The organism is Streptomyces sp. NPDC107522, from assembly GCF_055657525.1.
The window spans coordinates 599,559-616,999 of sequence record NZ_JBVKAU010000001.1 but is presented as its reverse complement, the minus strand read 5'-3'; the positions used below and the strand labels follow the sequence as shown (position 1 = coordinate 616,999).

Sequence of the window (17,441 nt, the reverse complement as noted above, 5' to 3'; positions counted from 1 at the left end):
CCGACACAAAACCCCTTGAAAATCACGTGAATTACGTGAACATGACGGGCGACGCTCGGTCACGAATATGACGCTCCTCACGTGACCCGGCTCCAGCTTTCCCCAGGTCAGGGCGAGTTGGAATGAAGGCGCCAATTCGGACAGAACCACTAGATGCGACGCAGTCGGATAACTGCCGCATCGAGGTCGCCACGCAATCCGGTGCGCAGTCCGTGATGCAGCAATACGGCACCTCGGTGAACTTCGCCCGTTTCGCGGCATTCATACGACGCTGTCGGGTCGAGCCCCCGCAGCCGCAGCGCCGGTACGGCCTCGCCGTAGCTCTGCGCCTGGAGCCAGGCGAGGACGACGGTCTCGTCGCCGAGCACGTACTGCACCGCGCTCAGCCCGCCCCGCGGAGGCCGCAGCCGGTAGAGGTCTCCGCGCTGCACGAGGGGCCGGATCTCCTTGTAGAGCTCCACCCATTCCCGCGCCTCGGCGAGCTCCGCCTCGGTCCACTGCGCGAGGTCGCCGCCGACGCCGAGCACGCCCGCCATGGCACTCACGAACCGGAACCGCAGCGAGCTGACCCTGCCGTTGAGCTGGTTGTTCGGGCTGTCGGTGACCCACGCGGCCATGACCCGCGCCGGATGGATCTGGCTGAACCCGTGCTGGATGGCGAGCCGGTCGAGCGGGTCGGTGTTGTCGGACGTCCACACCTGGTCCGTACGACTGAGCACACCCAGGTCGATCCGGCCGCCGCCACCCGAGCAGGACTCGAAGGCGACACCCGGGTGAGCGGCGCGCAGCCGGTCCAGCAGGGCGTAGAAGGCGTGCACGTGGTCGACCCAGAGCCGCTGCGGGTACACCTCGCCGGGCCAGCCCGCGTCGGTGAAGCAGCGGTTGAAGTCCCACTTCACGTAGTCGATGGGGGCGCTGGAGAGGAGCCCGTCGAGCTGGTTCCAGAGGTACTCCTGGACATCTTCGCGTGCGAGGTTCAGTACGAGTTGATTGCGGAACTCCGTCCGCTTTCGTCCGGTCTGGTACTGCACCCATTCCGGGTGGCCGCGGTACAGCTCGCTGTCCGGATTGACCATTTCCGGCTCGACCCAGATGCCGAACTGCATGCCGAGGGCGTGCACGTAGTCGGCGAGCGGCTTGAGGCCGTTCGGGAAGCGGTCGGGGTTGGGCGTCCAGTCGCCGAGTCCGGCGCGGTCGCTGGTGCGCACCCCGAACCAGCCGTCGTCGACGACGAACAGCTCCACACCGATGGCCGCGGCCCGCCGCGCAAGGGTGCCCTGCTGTTCCTCCGAGATGTCGAACTCGGTCGCCTCCCACGAGTTGAACAGCACGGGCCGGTCCTGATCGGCGTCAGGGATCACGTGGGCGCGCTGATAGGCGTGCCAGGCCCGGCTCGCGCCCCCGAAGCCACCGTCGCTCCACAGCCCGGCGAAGACCGGCGTCACGAACGACTCCCCCGCCGCCAGCCGCAGCAGCCCCGAGTCGTCGTAGCCGACCCCGCCGGTGATCTGCACGCGTGCGTCCGGCAGCTGGGCCACCGCGATCCGCCAGGAGCCCGACCAGCCGAGGGCGCAGCCGTACACCTCGCCGCTCTCCTCGGTGGCGTCGGTGTCGAGCGCGACCCAGGGCAGAAGCGGATGCCCGGTGTGGCCGCGACGGCTGCCGAGGACCTTCTCACCGTAGGTGAGGGACGACTGCGTCAGCCGGGACTCCGCGGCCCAGCGTCCGTGCAACTGCGACAGCCGCCAGTCCTCGCGGTCGGGCAGGGTCCAGGTGGCCGAGTCGGCGCGCAGCAGCTCCAGGTCGGGCCCCTGGTTGTCCAGGGTCACCCAGCGCTCCACGACGTCGTCGCGCATCCGGTAGTGGAGCGTGATGCCCAGCCCGCCGTCCCGGAACCGCAGCCGCAGCTCCTCTGCGTCCGCGGCGCCCGCGGTTTCGTACGTCTCGAAGGTCCACTCGGTGCCGCGCCGCTCGTCGGTGCGCACGGACAGGGCCGGCCGTACGAAGCGGGGGCCGCCCTCGACCGGGTACTCCTCGTGCCCGTCGAGCTGGGACTCGAAGCCCCGGTACGCCGGAAGCGGGCGGGCGGCCAGCTCCTCGGCGTCGGCGAGCGCGATGCGCGGGCCCCAGTGGATGTGCAGCAGCTCGTCGCCGTCCGTGAGACGGAGGGCGTAACTGCTGGTCGGCCCGGAAAGAACCCAGGTACGCCCGTGGTCGGAGATCTCCAGCATCAAGCCCTCACATATTCGAACAGGTCCGATCAAGCCGGAACATCATCACGGGCCGCGAGCCTCAGATGCAACGCCTGTGGACAACTCATTGCCCCAGGAATCCATGTCGTATGGTCGAGAGCGCACCCCGTCGGCCGCACCGCCGAGCCGCGTCGGCGGGGCCGACTGGGAGGAGCCCCCGTGACGCAGCAGATCCCGTCGACCGAGCCCGAGCTGGCCGGAGTCCGCAACTTCCGGGATGTGGGCGGCCTTCCGACCGTGGACGGACGGCGGGTGCGGTACGGGGTGCTGTTCCGCAGCGGCCACCTCGCACACGCGACCGAGGAGGACGCCGCCTTCCTGGGTTCCCTGGGCCTGCACACGATCTTCGACTTCCGCAACGCGGCCGACCAGAAGCTCGAGGGTCCGGACGTCGAGCTGCCGGGTGTGCGCAATGTGAACCTGCCGCTGAGCGATCCGGCGGACGGCGCCGAGTTCTGGAAGATGGTGCGCGACGGCGACATCGACCAGTTGCGGGAGATCCTCGCGGACGGCAAGGCCGCGAACCGGATGATCGACTCGTACCGCAGGATCATCAAGGAGCGCACGACCGAGCACTCCCAGGTACTGCAGGCGCTCACGCAGGACAGCGTCCCCGCCCTCATGCACTGCGCGGCGGGCAAGGACCGCGCCGGCCTCTCCATCGCCGTGACGCTGCTCGCCCTCGGCGTCGAACGCGAGGCGATCCTCGCCGACTACCTGGAGTCCAACGCCAAGCACCGCCGCTACAAGGTGCACCGCAGCAGCAGCGCCGCCTCGGCCTACTCCCCCGAGGTCATGGAACTGCTCAGCCCGCTGTTCGACGCGCGCGCCGAGTACCTGACGGCGGCCTTCGAGACGATCGAGGAGACGTGGGGCGGCGTCGACACCTACCTGGAGCAGGGCCTGCGCATCACCCCGGAGGCCCGCGAGCGACTGCGCGCGCGGCTGCTCGACTGAGCCCCGGCCGCTGCCGGGCGACCGCCGCGCCCCTCTGCCTCATCCCTGCCGCTACTTCGCTCCTGCCTCGAACAGCAGGTAGATGAACGCCGCGAAGAGATGCCCCACCGCGATGTAGATGATGAGCCGCACCCACAGGGCGCGCGGGAACTTCTCCTCCATGTCGCTCATGGCGTCTCTCCAGGGGTGGGGCCCAGGCACAGCGTGGCCGTGGGGCTCTGCAGCAGGGTGTGGACGAAGAGGAGCTCGACCCCGCCCTCGTCCTGGGCGGCGATCCGGTGCGGGGTCAGCGAGTCGAAGTGCGCGCTGTCACCGGGAGCGAGCCGGTGCATGGTGTCCCCGAGGCGCAGCCGCAGCCGCCCCTTGAGCACGTACAGCCACTCCTCGCCGGGGTGCACGCGCACGATGTCGCCCTGCGAGCCGTACGGCACATGGACCCGCAGGGCCTGCATCCCGCGCCCGGACGCGCCCGCCTGCCAGTACGTCCAACCACCGGCCGCGGTCGGCTCCATGTCGGCGGCGCGCACGACGGCGTCCCGGTCGGCGACCGTCTCGCCGAGCAGCTCGGAGACGGTCGTACCGTAGATACGCGCGAGCGCGAGCAGCATCGGCAGCGAGGGCTGGCGCCGCCCGGTCTCCAGGCGGGAGAGGTGGGCGGGCGACAGCCCGGCGGCGCGGGCCGCGGCCTCCAGGGTGAGGGAGGCGCGGCGGCGCAGCGCGCGGAGCTGGGGCGCGACCGCGGGAAGGGCCTCGGCCGGCGCGTTCGCCGGCTCGGCGGCGACACCGGGCTCCGGCTCGGCCTCGGCCTCGGCCTCGGTCTCGGTCTCGGGAGAGCTCATACTCTCCATTCAGCCGAAGGTTTGCCCCATCGGCAAATTTCTTGCCTCTGAGGCAAAAGCCCAACTGCCGCCGACTCACCGGTTGGCCACCGCCTGCTTGATCAACGTCTTGCCGAAGTCCCACATCAGTCCGCCACCGCTGTGCGCGTCGTCCATCACGTCCGTGAAGGCGTCGACGAACCGGTCCACCTCCCGCTCACCGATGATCAGCGGCGGGATCAGCTTGATCACCTCCAGGTGGTCCCCGGAGACCTGGGTGAGGATGCGGTGCCGCCGCAGCAGCGGTACGACGACCATCTGCGCGAACAGGCCCTTGCGCGCGGCCTGCAGCATGGTCCAGCGGCTCCGCAGCTTCAGCGAGTCGGGACGCCCGAACTCGATGCCGATCATCAGGCCCCGGCCACGGACGTCGGCGAGCAGCTCGTACTTGTCGATCAGCGCCGCGAGCCGGGACTTCAACTGCTCCCCCGTCGCCCGCGCGTTCGCGACGATCTGCTCGTTCTCCATGACGGACAGCACGGCGAGCCCGGCCGCCATGGCCTGCGCGTTGGAGCCGAAGCTCGCCGAGTGGACGAGGACGCGGTCCATGGACGAGTAGACCTTCTTGAAGATCCAGTCCTTGCCGAGGGTGGCACCCACCGGCACATAGCCTCCGGAGAGCGCCTTGGCCACGCACACCAGGTCCGGCTCGACCCCGTCCTCGTGCTGGTAGGCGTAGAAGTCGCCGGTCCGGCCCAGCCCCGTCTGCACCTCGTCGGCGATGAGCAGCGCCTTGTGCCGGTGCAGCATTTCCTGGGCGGCCCGCAGATATCCGGGCGGGGCCTCGTGCACGCCCTTGCCCTGGATCGGCTCGACGATGAGGGCGGCCACGTCGCCCTTCTTCAGCTCCCGTGCCAGGGCGTCGCGGTCACCGAGCGGTACGGCCGTGTCCGGCAGCAGCGGGGCGAAGCCGTCCCGGAAGCCGGACTCCCCGTTGACGGACAGGGAACCGGTGGTCAGCCCGTGGAACGCGTGATCGCAGTACAGCACCCGCGGCTTCCCCGTGACGAACCGCGCGAACTTCAGCGCGGTCTCCACCGCCTCCGTCCCACTGTTGCCGAAGAACACCCGGTCCAGGTGCGGACTGTGCGCGAGCAGCTTCTCCGCCAGCAGCCCGGGCAGCGGCTGGCAGTCGAAGCGGGTCAGGTCGGCGAGGGAGGCGTCGAGGACGTCGTGCAGCGCCTTACGGACGACGGGGTGGTGGCGCCCCAGGCCCATCACCCCGAACCCGGCGAGCATGTCGAGGTAGTCGTCGCCGTCCGCGTCCCAGAAGTACGCGCCCTCGGCCCGCTCGTAGACCTTGTCGAAACCGATGGTGTGCAGCATGCGCGGGAGCTGATGATTCAAATACCTACTGTGCAGCTCGTAGCGCTCGGCTCCGCGCTCGGCGAGGAGTCTGCCGAGGTCGAACTCCGTGGTCATTCGGCTTTCTCCTCGACTGGCACGACGGTAGGACCGTCATGACTACGACCCTCATGACTACGACCGTCACGACCACGCCCGCTTTGGCCGCCGTCGGCCCGCTCGGTGCCGGCCAGGGTGTCCTCGGCCTCCTTGAGGGCGAGGCTCGCGCTGATCCGTCCGGCGACCTCGACGGGCGTGAGGCCGATGTCGGCGAGCACCTCGCCCCGCTTGGCGTGCGCGAGGAACTGCTCCGGGATGCCGAACCGCCGTACGGGTACGTCGACTTCGGCATCGGCCAGCGCCAGCGCCACGGCGGCGCCGACTCCGGACGACCGGCTGTTGTCCTCGACGACGGCCACCAACCGGTGATCGGCGGCGAGCGGCGCGAGGGCGGGGTCGACCGGCTTTACCCACCGGGGATCGACGACGGTGCAGTTGATGCCGCGTGCCTGCAGCAGTTCGGCGGCCTGGAGGCACACCGGCGCCATCACGCCGACGGCGACGAGGAGGACGTCCGACTCGCCCGCGTCCCTGTGCAGCACGTCCAGGCCGCCCACCCGGTCGACCGCCGGGATCGACGGACCGACCGACTCCTTCGGGAACCGCACGAGGGTCGGCGCGTCGTCGACGGCCACCGCCTCCCGCAGCTGGGCCCGCAGCTGGTCGGCGTCGCGCGGCGCGGCGATCCTGAGGCCGGGCACGACCTGGAGGATCGACATGTCCCACATGCCGTTGTGGGAGGGCCCGTCGGCACCCGTGACACCGGCCCGGTCCAGCACGAAGGTCACCCCGCACCGGTGCAGCGATACGTCCATCAGCAGCTGGTCGAAGGCGCGGTTGAGGAAGGTGGCGTAGATGGCGACGACGGGATGGAGCCCACCGGTCGCCAGCCCCGCCGCCGACACGGCCGCGTGCTGCTCGGCGATCCCCACGTCCCACACCCGGTCCGGGAACCGCTCCGCGAACTTGCCGAGCCCGACGGGGTGCAGCATGGCCGCCGTGATCGCCACGACGTCCTCCCGCTCCTGACCGATCCGCACGATCTCGTCGCCGAAGACCGAGGTCCAGGACGGCCCGTTGGACGGCGCGAGCGGCTCGCAGGTCAGCGGGTCCATCACGCCGACGGTGTGGAAGTGGTCCTCCTCGTGCGCGAGGGCGGGTTCGTAGCCGCGGCCCTTCTCCGTGAGGCAGTGGATGAGCACGGGTCCGTGGAAGCGCTTGGCCCGGCGCAGCGCGGACTCGACGGCCCCGATGTCGTGCCCGTCGATCGGGCCGACGTACTTCAGCCCCAGGTCCTCGAAGAGCCCCTGCGGCGCGAACGCGTCCTTGAAGCCCTTCTTCGCACCGTGCAGGGCCTCGTACACCGTGTTGCCGATGACAGGCGTGCGCTGCAGTACGTCCTTCCCCCAGGCCAGGACCTTCTCGTAGCTGTCGGTCGTGCGCAGGGTCGCGAGGTGGTTCGCCAGACCCCCGATGGTCGGGGCGTACGACCGCTCGTTGTCGTTGACGACGATGATCAGCGGCCGGTCCTTGGCCGCCGCGATGTTGTTGAGCGCCTCCCAGGCCATCCCGCCGGTCAGCGCCCCGTCGCCGATCACCGCGACGACGTGCCCCTTCTCCCCCTGCACCTGACGGGCCTTGGCGAGCCCGTCGGCCCAGCCGAGCGCGGTGGAGGCATGGCTGTTCTCGACGATGTCGTGCTCGGACTCCTCGCGCGAGGGGTAGCCGGACAGGCCGCCCTTGCCGCGCAGCTTGGAAAAGTCCTGACGTCCCGTCAAAAGCTTGTGTACGTAGCTCTGGTGACCGGTGTCCCAGACGATGCGGTCGACCGGCGACTCGAAGACCCGGTGGAGCGCGATGGAGAGTTCCACCACCCCCAGGTTGGGCCCGAGGTGTCCGCCGGTTCTGGCGACCGCGTGCACCAGGAACTCCCGGATCTCCTCGGACAGTTCACCGAGTTCCGCCTCGGACAGCGCCTTCAGGTCACGTGGTCCCCGGATGTTCTCCAGAATCGTCACGTTCGGGCCCCCTCTCGGTCCGTGCCTTGCTTCAGCTCACAGTCACTGCCGGTTTCCCCGTGACGGTGGGGGCGCCCGATGCGGCCCCGTCCTGCTCCATCTGTTCGGCGATCTTCATCGCCTCTTCGATCAGGGTCTCGACGATCTTCGACTCGGGGACGGTCTTGATGACCTCGCCCTTCACGAAGATCTGGCCCTTTCCGTTGCCGGAGGCCACCCCCAGATCGGCCTCTCGCGCCTCGCCGGGACCGTTGACCACACAGCCCATGACGGCTACCCGCAACGGCACTTCCATGCCTTCCAGGCCGGCTGTGACCTCGTCGGCCAGCTTGTACACGTCGACCTGCGCACGACCGCACGAGGGACAGGAGACGATCTCCAGGCGCCGCTGCCTGAGACCCAGCGACTCCAGGATCTGGATCCCGACCTTGACCTCCTCGGCGGGCGGCGCGCTCAGGGACACCCGGATCGTGTCGCCGATCCCCCGCGACAGCAGGGCACCGAAGGCCACCGCCGACTTGATCGTGCCCTGGAAGGCGGGACCGGCTTCGGTCACCCCGAGGTGCAGCGGGTAGTCGCACTGCTCTGCGAGCAGCTGGTAGGCGTTGACCATCACCACGGGGTCGTTGTGCTTCACCGAGATCTTGATGTCCCGGAAGTCGTGCTCCTCGAAGAGCGACGCCTCCCACAGGGCGCTCTCCACGAGCGCTTCCGGGGTCGCCTTGCCGTACTTCTGCAGCAGCCGCCTGTCGAGCGAGCCGGCGTTGACGCCGATGCGGATCGGTGTGCCGTGGTCCTTGGCGGCCCGTGCGATCTCCTTGACCTTGTCGTCGAACTGCTTGATGTTGCCGGGATTGACCCGTACGGCCGCACAGCCCGCCTCGATCGCGGCGAACACGTACTTCGGCTGGAAGTGGATGTCCGCGATCACCGGGATCTGCGACTTGCGGGCGATAGTCGCGAGCGCGTCCGCGTCGTCCTGCGTCGGGCAGGCGACCCGGACGATCTGGCAGCCGGAGGCCGTGAGCTCGGCGATCTGCTGGAGGGTGGCGCCGATGTCGGACGTACGCGTCGTCGTCATCGACTGCACCGACACCGGGGCCCCGCCCCCGACCGCCACCGGACCGACCTGGATCTGCCGCGACACACGCCGCTCGGCGATCGGCCGGACCGGTACCTCGGGAACGCCCAAGGGGATGGCGGTCATGACGTCACTCCCGGTTCCCGGAGACCGTCTCGCGCATGGCGCGCAGCGACTCCTTCAGCGAGCCCATGGTGGCGAGGACGGCGGTGGGCTCGTAGCCGCAGTGCGCCATGCAGTTGGCGCAGCGCGGGTCCTTGCCGCGGCCGTACTTGTCCCAGTCGGTGTCCTCGATCAGCTCACGGTACGTCGGCACGTACCCGTCGGCCATCAGGTAGCAGGGGCGCTGCCAGCCGAAGAGGGAGTAGTTCGGGATCGCCCACGCGGTGCACGGGAAGTCGACCTTGCCCTCGAGGAAGTCGAGGAACAGCGGGGAGTGGTTCAGCCGCCAGCGGCGCCGGTTGCCGCCCGCGAAGGCCTTCTTGAACAGCTCGCGGGTCTGTTCCACGCCGAGGAAATGCTCCTGGTCGGGGGCCTTCTCGTAGGCGTAGGCGGGCGAGATCATCATCTCGTCGACCTTCAGGTCGTCGTTGAGGTAGTTGAGGACCTCGATGATGGTCTGCGGGGTGTCGGTGTTGAAGAAGGTGGAGTTGGTGGTGACCCGGAAGCCACGCTTCTTGGCCTCCTTGATGGCCTCCACCGCCTCGTCGAACACACCCTCCTTCGCCACCGACTCGTCGTGGCGTTCGCGCAGGCCGTCGATGTGCACGGCGAAGGCGAAGTAGGGCGAGGGCTTGAACTTGTCCATCTTCTTGCGCAGCAGCAGCGCGTTGGTGCACAGGAAGACGTATTTCCGCTTGGCCACCAGCTGCCGCACGATCTCGTCGATCTGCGGGTGCATCAGCGGCTCACCGCCGGCGATGGACACCATCGGCGCGCCGGACTCGAGCACCGCTCCCACGGCCTGCGCGACCGGCATGCGCTGCTTCAGCACTCCGGCCGGGTGCTGGATCTTGCCGCAGCCCTCGCACTTCAGATTGCAGGCGTAGAGCGGTTCCAACTCGACGATGAGCGGAAACTTGTCCCGCCTGCGCAGCTTCTGTTCGGCCAAGTAAGTAGCGACCTTGATGGACTGACGCAGCGGCATGGCCATCTGGCTCACCTCCTGGGGAGCAGCAAAGAACGGTGCCATTCATAGAAAGCAGGCAGAACGGAACGAAGAACGCGGAAAGCTGATATTCCACCGCGCAACGTGCCGATCCGGACGAGTTCATGTTCTGGAGCGTCCACGACCACCCGGACGGCCGCAACCGGGCGCTCGCCCGCACGCACGGCGCTCAGGAGCGTGGCCGCCGACTCCATGTCGACCGCGATTGCGCCGGTCGAGAGCAGACCGGACCGTTCCTGACCACGGATGACGTGGTCGGAGCCGGTGAGTGGACCGGTGTGGACCGTGCGGCCGGGGACGGCGCGCACCAGCTCCTTGACGAGGAGGTCGGTTCCGACGCACGGAACGGTTCCCGCCGGATCCCGGGTCTCCTCGGCGACGACCAGGTCACCGGGGTGCATGTCCGCAGCGAGCCCGGCGCAGAAACCCGTGGCCAGCACGGCGGCCCCGCTGAGGGCGGGGTCGGCCAGGACCCGGGTGACGGAGCGCTCGGCCGCCCGGGGCCCCATGCCCGTACGGAGTACGGTGACTGGCCCGTCGGCCCCGCCCCGGTCGCTCGTGCGCAGGGCGAACTGCTCGATGCCGAGCGCGCAGGCGATCAGCAGCGGGGCCGGGGCGGGCGGGGTGCTCATCAGCTCCCCTTGTGCCGGTCGGAGAAGGGCTCCCCGTGGACGTACCGGCCCAGTGCGGTCAGCGGGAACACCTGCCGGTAGAGGTGGTAGTTGATCGAGAAGTCCCAGGGGAAGCCCGTCCCGGTGAAGTACGGCTCGTCCCAGGAGCCGTCCTCCAACTGGGTGGCGGCGAGCCACTCGATGCCGCGTTCGACGGCCTGGGAGTCCTTCTCCCCCGCGGCCAGCAGCGCCATCAGCGCCCACGCGGTCTGCGAGGCGGTCGAGGCGCCCTTGCCGCTCCACTCCTTGACGTACTTGTAGGAGCGCAGGTCCTCGCCCCAGCCGCCGTCGTCGTTCTGGACGGACTCCAGCCAGGTCACGGCGCGGCGGATCGCCGGGTGGGAGCCCGGGATCCCCGCGGCCACCAGGGCCGGGACGACGGATCCGGTGCCGTAGACGTAGTTGACGCCCCACCGTCCGAACCACGAGCCGTCCGGCTCCTGCTCCGCGAGCAGCCACCGGATGCCACGCCGGGTGCGTGGGTCGTGGGCGAGCCCCTCGACCGCGAGCATCTCGACGACGTGCGCGGTGACGTCCGCCGACGGCGGGTCGATGACCTCGCCGAAGTCGCAGAACGGCAGCCGGTTGGGGAACGGGCTGGTGTTGTCGACGTCGAAGGCGCCCCACGCCCCGTTCTTCGACTGCATACCGAGGTTCCAGCGCACGCCCCGGCCGATCGCCTTCTCCACCCGCTCAGGGTCGTGGTGCTTGACCCGGCGCAGCGCGAGGACCACCTCGGCGGTGTCGTCGATGTCGGGGTAGTTGTCGTTGTGGAACTCGAAGGCCCAGCCCCCTGGCGGCAGCCCCGGCCGTCGTACGGCCCAGTCGCCGGGGCGGACGATCTCCTCGCCCAGCATCCAGTCCGCGGCCTTGACGAGCTGCGGGTGGTCGGCGGGCAGCCCCGCGTCGACGAGCGCGATGGTCGCCAGGCACGTGTCCCACACGGGCGACTGGCAGGCCTCGATCATCCGGGCGCCGTCCTCGCGCCAGACGGCGAAGCGGTCCAGGGACGCCAGCCCCTCGCGCATCACGGGGTGCTGGAGGTCGTAGCCGAGCAGGTGCAGCGCGATGACCGAGTAGACGGCCGGCGGCTGGATGCCGCCCCAGCAGCCGTCGTTCTCCTGCCGCTCGATGATCCAGCGGGCGGCGCTGTTCATGGCGGCCTTGCGCAGTCTGCGCGGGGCGACCTTGCGCAGCTGGTGCAGGGCCTTGTCGAGCCGCTGGAAGGCGCCGTCCCAACTGGCCACCGGCGCAAGGGGCTTGGGCGGACTGGGGTTGTCCGGGTCGGTGTGCAGTTCGTCGAGCGGGAAGGGGGCGGGCCGTACCGGGCGCTTCGCGGAGACGATGGTCAGCGGGACGATGGTCTGCCGGGCCCAGCAGCCGAAGTCATAGATGTTGAGCGGGAACCACTTCGGGAAGTAGATGAGCTCCGGCGGGAGTTCCGGCAGGTCCTCCCACTTCCACCAGCCGAACAGGGCCAGCCAGATCCGGGTGAAGACCCGCGCTGCGGCGATGCCGCCCTGCTCGCGGATCCAGGCGGAGGCCTTCGCCATGTGGGGGGCGTCCGGCGCGTCACCGGCCAGGCGGAGCGCGACGTACGCCTCGACGGTGGTGGAGAGTTCGCCGGGGCCGCCGTAGAAGGTGCCCCAGGTGCCGTCCTCGCGCTGTTCGCCGCGGATGAAGAGCGCGGCGGCCTGCGTCGTCTTCTCGTCGCGGATGCCCAGGAACTGGCGGAGCAGCAGGTCCTCGGCGTCCATGGTGACGTTCGTCTCGAGGTCGCCCTTCCACCAGCCCTGGGCGTCCTGCTTCGCCAGCAGGAAGTCGGTGGCACTCCGGACCGCGCGCACGGCGGCTTCGTGTACCCCGGCCGCCCCGGGGGTCTGCGTGTCGGTGTCGCTGGCCGCGGCTGCCCGGGGCGGCAGTGCCCCGGTGCTTCCGTCGGTCGTCGCTGTCATGGCTTCCCCTTCGTGCAGTGCTACAGGTAGTGCGTCTGCTGTGGGTCCGCCGTCGGCCGGTGCGCTGGTTCCCGCCGCACCGGCCGGCGACTACGCGAGGGCTATTCGACCGATACTGATCATCTCTTTTCGCCCGGTGGTGATCATCTCTTCCGTACGACGACGAAGTCGGCGAGCGCCGTGAACTGCGCCCGGACCTGCTCGGGCATGTCGACGGCGTCGAGGGCCTCGACGGCGACGGTGTGCTGACGGCGTGCCTCTTCGGCGGTCCACTCGCGGCCGCCGGCCTCCTCGATGAGGGCGGCGCGGGCGGCGAACTCCTCCTCGGAGAAGTTCTCGAAGTCGCTGCTCTTGGCGTCGGCGGCGAGGATCTCGCCGAGCCGCTCGGAGGCGGACCCGCCCGCCGCGAGCGCGGCCACGACCGGCAGGGACTTCTTGCGCTGGCGCAGGTCGCTCCAGGTCTGCTTGCCGGTGGAGACCGGGTCGCCCCAGATGCCGAGGAGGTCGTCGACGGCCTGGAAGGCGAGGCCCAGGTGGTAGCCGTACTTCTCCAGGGTGTCGGCGGTACGGTCGTCCGCGCCGCCGAGCACGGCGCCGATGGAGCTGGCGCAGGCGAGCAGGGCGCCGGTCTTGTTGCCCTCCATCTCCAGGCACTCCTCGACGCTGACGCGGTCGCGGTGTTCGTAGGAGATGTCCTGCGCCTGACCGTCGATCAGGGCGCGGGTGGCGGTGGTCAGGCGGCGGGTGGCGCGGCCGGCCTCTACCGTGCCGAGCTCCAGCAGCACCTCGTTGGCCAGCGCGAACAGGGCGTCGCCGACGAGGATGGCCTGGGCGGGGCCGTGCACCTTCCAGACCGTGTCACGGTGGCGGCGCTGTTCGTCGCCGTCCATCAGGTCGTCGTGCAGCAGCGAGAAGTTGTGGACGAGTTCGACCGCGACGGCGCCGGGAATGCCTACCTCGGGCGCGGCGCCGGTGACCTCGGCGGAGAGCACCGCGAGGGCGGGGCGTACGGCCTTGCCGCCGTCGCCGGCCGTGGGGTTTCCGTCGGCGTCGATCCAGCCGAAGTGGTAGGCGGAAACGGTGTCCATGGGAGGGGCCAGGCGGTCGATCGCCGCCCGCAGTACCGGTGTGGCCAGGGTCCTCCCGCGCTCCAGGAGCGCGGTAACGTCTACCGCGGTCTCTCGAGCGGCCTTCTCGGCCGGGGGCACAGTGGGCACAGTCTCTCCTCTTGTTGCGGTACCGGGGGTGCGGGGGCCTGCCGCCGTGTGCTGGTTCAGCATCACGCCGCCTCCTCGACGTCGAAGAGGTGGCTGGGGCGGGGCCGGCCCAGGGCGCTCAGCGCGGCGCCGGCCGCACTCACGCCACTGCGGACCGCACTCTCCATGGTCGCGGGCCACCCTGTGGCGGTCCACGCTCCGGCCAGGTAGAGGCCGGGGGCCTTGGTACGGGCGCCGGGCCGCAGCCGCCCGACACCGGGAGTGGGAGCGAACGTCGCGGTGCGCTCCCTGGTCACGAAGAAGTCCTTCACTTCGGCGCCGCGCGCCCTGGGCAACAGCCGCTCCAGCTCGGGCAGATACCGCTCGCGCAGTGCGGCGACGGGCTCGTCGATCTCGTCCTGCGCCGCAGACTGGGACAGGGCGAGGTACTGGCCCTCCCGCAGCCCGGAGGCGTCGGTCCGGTCGAAGACCCACTGCACGGGGGTGCCGAGGGCCGCGAAGAACGGCCGGCCGAGCACCTTGCGGTCGTACAGCACATGGACGTTGAGGATCGGCGCCGTGCCGATCTCCAGCAGCTGCTCCGGCGCGTCCAGGGCGCCCTCGGGCAGCAGGTCGTACGCCTCGCGGTGCGCCACGGCGAGCACGACGGCGTCCGCGTGGAGCGTCTCGCCGGGAACCTGAACGCTCCAACGCCCGTTCTCGTCAGTAGAGATGGAGGTGACGCGTGTACGGACCTCGATACGGACGCCCGCCGAGTCGAGCGCCTTGCGGGCCAGCCGGTCATGCAGTTCGCCCAGCGGGACGCGCGCCCAGCCGATGTCGGCCGCGCCCGGGTCGGACAGCAGACCGGTCTTGAACACCATCGCGGCGAGCCCGAGCGAGGCGTCGCCCGCGACCGCGTTGAGGGTGGCGACCCCGACCAGGTCCCACAGGGCCTCGACGGCACGCGCCGACTGACCGTGCGCGGCCAGCCAGCTGCCGAAGTCCTGGGTGTCCAGGGCCGGATCGGCGAGGTCGAGCCCCTTGAGCGCGAGCGCGGCACGACCGACCTTGGCGCGATCGGCGAGTGACAGATGCGGATACGTCGCCAGGCTCCGGCCCAGGTGCAGGGGTACGGGCAGCGCGTCGCGCCGCAGCCTGCCGAGCCGCCGCCCCTCGGGCCGCGCCACGTCGAGTACGGGCACGTCGAGACGATCCTGCAGCGGCGCCAGCGCCGACCCCTCGATCCGGTCGAGGAACCAGCGGTAGGCGGTGCAGCAGCGCAGGTACACATGCTGGCCGTTGTCGACGGTGAGTTCGCCGCGCTGGAAGGAGAAGGCCAGGCCACCGAGTCTCGGCCTGCCCTCGATCAGGGTGACGCGCACTCCGGCGTCGGCGAGCGCGAGCGCGGCGGTGATGCCGGCGAGCCCACCACCGACCACGACGGCGTCCCGCCCGGAGCCTCCGGGGACGTCCGCGAGCGCCTCTTCGGGCCGCATGCCGTCGGTCATCGTGCACCCTCCCCTGCGCGACCGTCGTGCCGGTGCTTGAACGCTGCACGGCCGGTCGTCTCAGTCAGGGACGCGGCCTGACAGCGGAGGGTTGCCCGCCGCTTTTCCCCGATGGCATCACCTTGGACCGGAATGTCCATCAGGCACGCCTCCTGACGGTACGGCGGGTCATGTGCCGGGTGTCCAGACCGCTCAGGCCGCGCACGGCGACGTACGCCTTCTCGCGCCCGGGCAGCGAGACGCGGCCGCGCAGCACGGCCTCCGGGTCGCGTTCGATGCGGTCGAGGAGCCGGCGGTAGATGCCGGCCATGGCGGCCACGCAGGCGCCGCTGCGCCGGTCGAGCATGGGGAGCAGCCGGTAGCCCTCGGCGAAAAGAGCGCGGGCCCGACGCACTTCGAAGTGCACGAGGCCCGCGAAGTCGGAGCCCTCCGGTGGTGTCGGCCCGCTGAAGCCGGTAGAGCAGCCGAACTTGGCGAGGTCGTCGGAGGGCAGATAGGTGCGCCCTCCTTCGGCGTCCTCGCGAACGTCCCGCAGGATGTTGGTGAGTTGCAGTGCGAGCCCTAGCGTGTCGGCGTACTCGGGCGCGCGCTCGGCGCCGCGCGCCCCCGGTTCGGTGCCGAACACACCGAGCGAGAGCCGCCCGATGGCACCGGCGACACAGCGGCAGTAGACCTTCAGGTCGTCCCAGGTCTCGTAGGTCTCGCCGCGCACGTCCATCAGGACGCCGTCGATGAGCTCGTCCAGGCCGCCGAGCGGGATCGGGAACGTGTCGGCGGCGTGGGCCAGGGCGACGGCCACGGGGTCGATGTCGTCCTCGTCGACCGCCCGGTCGCGGATCCGGGTCAGCAGCTCCCGGGTGTCCTCGAGTCTGGCGACCTTGACCTCGTCGGTCAGTGCGCCGTCGCCGATGTCGTCGACGCGGCGCGAGAACGCGTACAGCGCCGACATCGCGCGGCGCTTGGGCGTGGGCAGCAGTCGGATGCCGTAGGCGAAGTTACGGGCCTGCTGTCCGGTGACGGCCTCGCAGTAGCTGTAGGCGGCGAGTACCGGTGCGGACGCGTGTGGTGCAGACTCCACGGTCCGGATCACCCCTCTCCTCGCAGAGTCACGCCCACCTCGCGCAGCAACCGGAGCTTGCTGGCCTTGGGCGGGCCGGGAAGTACGTCGTATTCGGCGGCGGCGATCGCACGGATCGCCGCTCTTCCCCCCGCCACGAAACCCGCGAGCAGCAGCTTGAGCCTGCCGTGGACGCTACCCACCAGGGGGGTGCCTTCATTCAGGAGGTGCTGGGCACGTTCGGCTTCGTATGCAACCAGGGCGCGCACCGATGCGCCTGCCGTTTTCGCCGCGAGATCGGTTTCGTCCACGTGAAAGCGCTTCATGTCCGCGGCTGGCAGATAAATCCGGTCACGGCCGAGGTCCTCGGCGACGTCCTGGAGGTGCTCGACGATCTGCAGCGCCGTGCACACCGCGTCGGAGCGGCGGATCCGCTCGGGCGTCTCGGTACCCGTGACGGCGAGGACGAGACGGCCGACGGGGTTGGCGGACAGTTCGCAGTAGGCAAGGAGATCGTCGTAGGTCTCGTACCGCCCCACGAGCTGGTCCTGGCGGTTGGCGGCGATCAGGCCGAGGAACGGCTCGGGGGTCAGCGAGCGGCGGCGGACGGTCGACTGGAGGCGGCGCAGCAGGGGGTGACGCGGGGTGCTGTCGAATACCCGGCGCAGGTCGGCCTCGAAGGCGTCGAGAAGGACCAGGCGGTCCTCGGCCTCCTCGGCCGACACGCCGAGCAGACGGGCGTCGGCACCGCCGGGAGCGAGATCGCCGTCGCCGATGTCGTCGACGAGGCGGGCGAAGCCGTACACAGCCATGAGGTCGGCGCGCCAGGCCCTGGGCAGGAAGAACGGCGCCACGGGGAAGTTCTCCGCGGCGGCCTTGTCGAGCGTCCCGCGCTCTGGGTCACCCGCGCGTGCGCCGGTTCCCGTCACCGCGGACTGCCCGGGGCACGGACGGCACAGGCTGCTGCGTTGAGCTGGGGAGTTTCCGTAGCCATTGCCGTCACATCTCCCGTTCTACACCGCCGACCCAATGCATACTATTTCGGACACGCCGCCCGGCAGTCCGCGCCGCAGCCCGGAGAGAGGGTGTCGCGCCTTATCGCCCCACTTGCCGCGTTTCGGCACCGGTACAGCTTACGTTGTACAACGGGGTAGGGCCCGTGGGGGTGTCCTGCACATCACAACAACACACCGATTGGTGTCAAGATTCCTGAAGCCAGCCGGAGTTGACGTTTCCTTTGCAGACGCGGGCCCCGCCGCGGCAGTTCCGGCGGGGCCTCGGGAAGCGCGATGG

15 protein-coding genes are annotated in these 17,441 nt (G+C 70.1%); 1 reads left to right on the top strand and 14 read right to left on the bottom strand.

Translation table 11 applies throughout. The annotated features are described in order from the left end of the window. Nucleotides 1-149: 149 nt before the first annotated feature. Nucleotides 150-2,231, bottom strand: a complete 2,082-nt coding sequence (locus ACZ7L6_RS02660; protein ID WP_471920114.1) for an alpha-galactosidase — start codon at nucleotides 2,229-2,231, stop codon at nucleotides 150-152. 180 nt (nucleotides 2,232-2,411) lie between these two features. On the opposite strand from ACZ7L6_RS02660, the gene ACZ7L6_RS02655 reads away from it, so the two are divergent. Then, complete coding sequence (locus ACZ7L6_RS02655; RefSeq protein ID WP_471920113.1) at nucleotides 2,412-3,209, top strand: tyrosine-protein phosphatase; 798 nt, start codon at nucleotides 2,412-2,414, stop codon at nucleotides 3,207-3,209. 51 nt (nucleotides 3,210-3,260) lie between these two features. Here the strand turns inward: ACZ7L6_RS02655 and ACZ7L6_RS02650 are convergent, their stop codons facing one another. The 13 genes from ACZ7L6_RS02650 to hpnC all read right to left on the bottom strand — a co-directional run bounded on the left by ACZ7L6_RS02650 (nucleotide 3,261) and on the right by hpnC (nucleotide 17,077). Then, nucleotides 3,261-3,380, bottom strand: a complete 120-nt coding sequence (locus tag ACZ7L6_RS02650; protein WP_433051547.1) for a DUF6126 family protein — start codon at nucleotides 3,378-3,380, stop codon at nucleotides 3,261-3,263. Then, nucleotides 3,377-4,048, bottom strand: coding sequence for a helix-turn-helix domain-containing protein (locus ACZ7L6_RS02645; RefSeq protein WP_471920112.1), 672 nt, complete (start codon nucleotides 4,046-4,048; stop codon nucleotides 3,377-3,379). Before ACZ7L6_RS02645 ends, ACZ7L6_RS02650 begins: the two co-directional genes overlap by 4 nt. 75 nt (nucleotides 4,049-4,123) lie before the next feature. Then, nucleotides 4,124-5,509, bottom strand: a complete 1,386-nt coding sequence (locus ACZ7L6_RS02640; RefSeq protein WP_471920111.1) for an aspartate aminotransferase family protein — start codon at nucleotides 5,507-5,509, stop codon at nucleotides 4,124-4,126. Next, nucleotides 5,506-7,509: a 1-deoxy-D-xylulose-5-phosphate synthase gene (gene dxs / locus ACZ7L6_RS02635; RefSeq protein WP_471920110.1), complete on the bottom strand. Its 2,004-nt coding sequence runs from the start codon at nucleotides 7,507-7,509 to the stop codon at nucleotides 5,506-5,508. Before dxs ends, ACZ7L6_RS02640 begins: the two co-directional genes overlap by 4 nt. Nucleotides 7,510-7,540: 31 nt before the next feature. After that, on the bottom strand, nucleotides 7,541-8,716 hold the full coding sequence (gene ispG, locus ACZ7L6_RS02630) for a flavodoxin-dependent (E)-4-hydroxy-3-methylbut-2-enyl-diphosphate synthase (protein ID WP_471920109.1): 1,176 nt from the start codon (nucleotides 8,714-8,716) through the stop codon (nucleotides 7,541-7,543). 4 nt (nucleotides 8,717-8,720) lie between these two features. Further along, nucleotides 8,721-9,743 carry an adenosyl-hopene transferase HpnH gene (gene hpnH, locus ACZ7L6_RS02625; RefSeq protein WP_471920108.1) on the bottom strand — a complete coding sequence of 341 codons (1,023 nt, stop codon included), beginning with the start codon at nucleotides 9,741-9,743 and terminating at the stop codon, nucleotides 8,721-8,723. 5 nt (nucleotides 9,744-9,748) lie between these two features. Further along, nucleotides 9,749-10,390: a 5'-methylthioadenosine/S-adenosylhomocysteine nucleosidase family protein gene (locus tag ACZ7L6_RS02620; RefSeq protein ID WP_471920107.1), complete on the bottom strand. Its 642-nt coding sequence runs from the start codon at nucleotides 10,388-10,390 to the stop codon at nucleotides 9,749-9,751. Further along, complete coding sequence (gene shc, locus ACZ7L6_RS02615; protein ID WP_471920106.1) at nucleotides 10,390-12,384, bottom strand: squalene--hopene cyclase; 1,995 nt, start codon at nucleotides 12,382-12,384, stop codon at nucleotides 10,390-10,392. The genes ACZ7L6_RS02620 and shc overlap by 1 nt, the downstream gene beginning before the upstream one ends. 143 nt (nucleotides 12,385-12,527) lie before the next feature. Then, nucleotides 12,528-13,664, bottom strand: coding sequence for a polyprenyl synthetase family protein (locus ACZ7L6_RS02610; protein ID WP_471920105.1), 1,137 nt, complete (start codon nucleotides 13,662-13,664; stop codon nucleotides 12,528-12,530). After that, entirely contained in the window at nucleotides 13,664-15,091 is a 1,428-nt protein-coding gene (gene hpnE / locus ACZ7L6_RS02605; RefSeq protein ID WP_471920104.1) for a hydroxysqualene dehydroxylase HpnE, read from the bottom strand. Before hpnE ends, ACZ7L6_RS02610 begins: the two co-directional genes overlap by 1 nt. After that, on the bottom strand, nucleotides 15,088-15,231 hold the full coding sequence (locus ACZ7L6_RS02600) for a DUF6380 family protein (protein ID WP_471920103.1): 144 nt from the start codon (nucleotides 15,229-15,231) through the stop codon (nucleotides 15,088-15,090). Before ACZ7L6_RS02600 ends, hpnE begins: the two co-directional genes overlap by 4 nt. Then, nucleotides 15,231-16,181, bottom strand: coding sequence for a presqualene diphosphate synthase HpnD (gene hpnD, locus ACZ7L6_RS02595; RefSeq protein ID WP_471920102.1), 951 nt, complete (start codon nucleotides 16,179-16,181; stop codon nucleotides 15,231-15,233). The genes ACZ7L6_RS02600 and hpnD overlap by 1 nt, the downstream gene beginning before the upstream one ends. Next, a complete protein-coding gene (gene hpnC, locus ACZ7L6_RS02590; protein WP_471920101.1) occupies nucleotides 16,178-17,077 on the bottom strand; it encodes a squalene synthase HpnC in 900 nt (299 codons plus the stop codon). The genes hpnD and hpnC overlap by 4 nt, the downstream gene beginning before the upstream one ends. Nucleotides 17,078-17,441: the final 364 nt, after the last annotated feature.

What these genes read in the sequence shown, in the direction of transcription:
- ACZ7L6_RS02640 (WP_471920111.1), bottom strand. Translation starts at nt 5,509, where the DNA reads ATGACCACGGAGTTCGACCTCGGCAGACTCCTCGCCGAGCGCGGAGCC.
- ACZ7L6_RS02620 (WP_471920107.1), bottom strand. Translation starts at nt 10,390, where the DNA reads ATGAGCACCCCGCCCGCCCCGGCCCCGCTGCTGATCGCCTGCGCGCTC.
- shc (WP_471920106.1), bottom strand. Translation starts at nt 12,384, where the DNA reads ATGACAGCGACGACCGACGGAAGCACCGGGGCACTGCCGCCCCGGGCA.
- ispG (WP_471920109.1), bottom strand. Translation starts at nt 8,716, where the DNA reads ATGACCGCCATCCCCTTGGGCGTTCCCGAGGTACCGGTCCGGCCGATC.
- ACZ7L6_RS02645 (WP_471920112.1), bottom strand. Translation starts at nt 4,048, where the DNA reads ATGAGCTCTCCCGAGACCGAGACCGAGGCCGAGGCCGAGGCCGAGCCG.
- ACZ7L6_RS02610 (WP_471920105.1), bottom strand. Translation starts at nt 13,664, where the DNA reads ATGCTGAACCAGCACACGGCGGCAGGCCCCCGCACCCCCGGTACCGCA.
- ACZ7L6_RS02660 (WP_471920114.1), bottom strand. Translation starts at nt 2,231, where the DNA reads ATGCTGGAGATCTCCGACCACGGGCGTACCTGGGTTCTTTCCGGGCCG.
- hpnE (WP_471920104.1), bottom strand. Translation starts at nt 15,091, where the DNA reads ATGACCGACGGCATGCGGCCCGAAGAGGCGCTCGCGGACGTCCCCGGA.
- ACZ7L6_RS02600 (WP_471920103.1), bottom strand. Translation starts at nt 15,231, where the DNA reads ATGGACATTCCGGTCCAAGGTGATGCCATCGGGGAAAAGCGGCGGGCA.
- hpnH (WP_471920108.1), bottom strand. Translation starts at nt 9,743, where the DNA reads ATGGCCATGCCGCTGCGTCAGTCCATCAAGGTCGCTACTTACTTGGCC.
- ACZ7L6_RS02650 (WP_433051547.1), bottom strand. Translation starts at nt 3,380, where the DNA reads ATGAGCGACATGGAGGAGAAGTTCCCGCGCGCCCTGTGGGTGCGGCTC.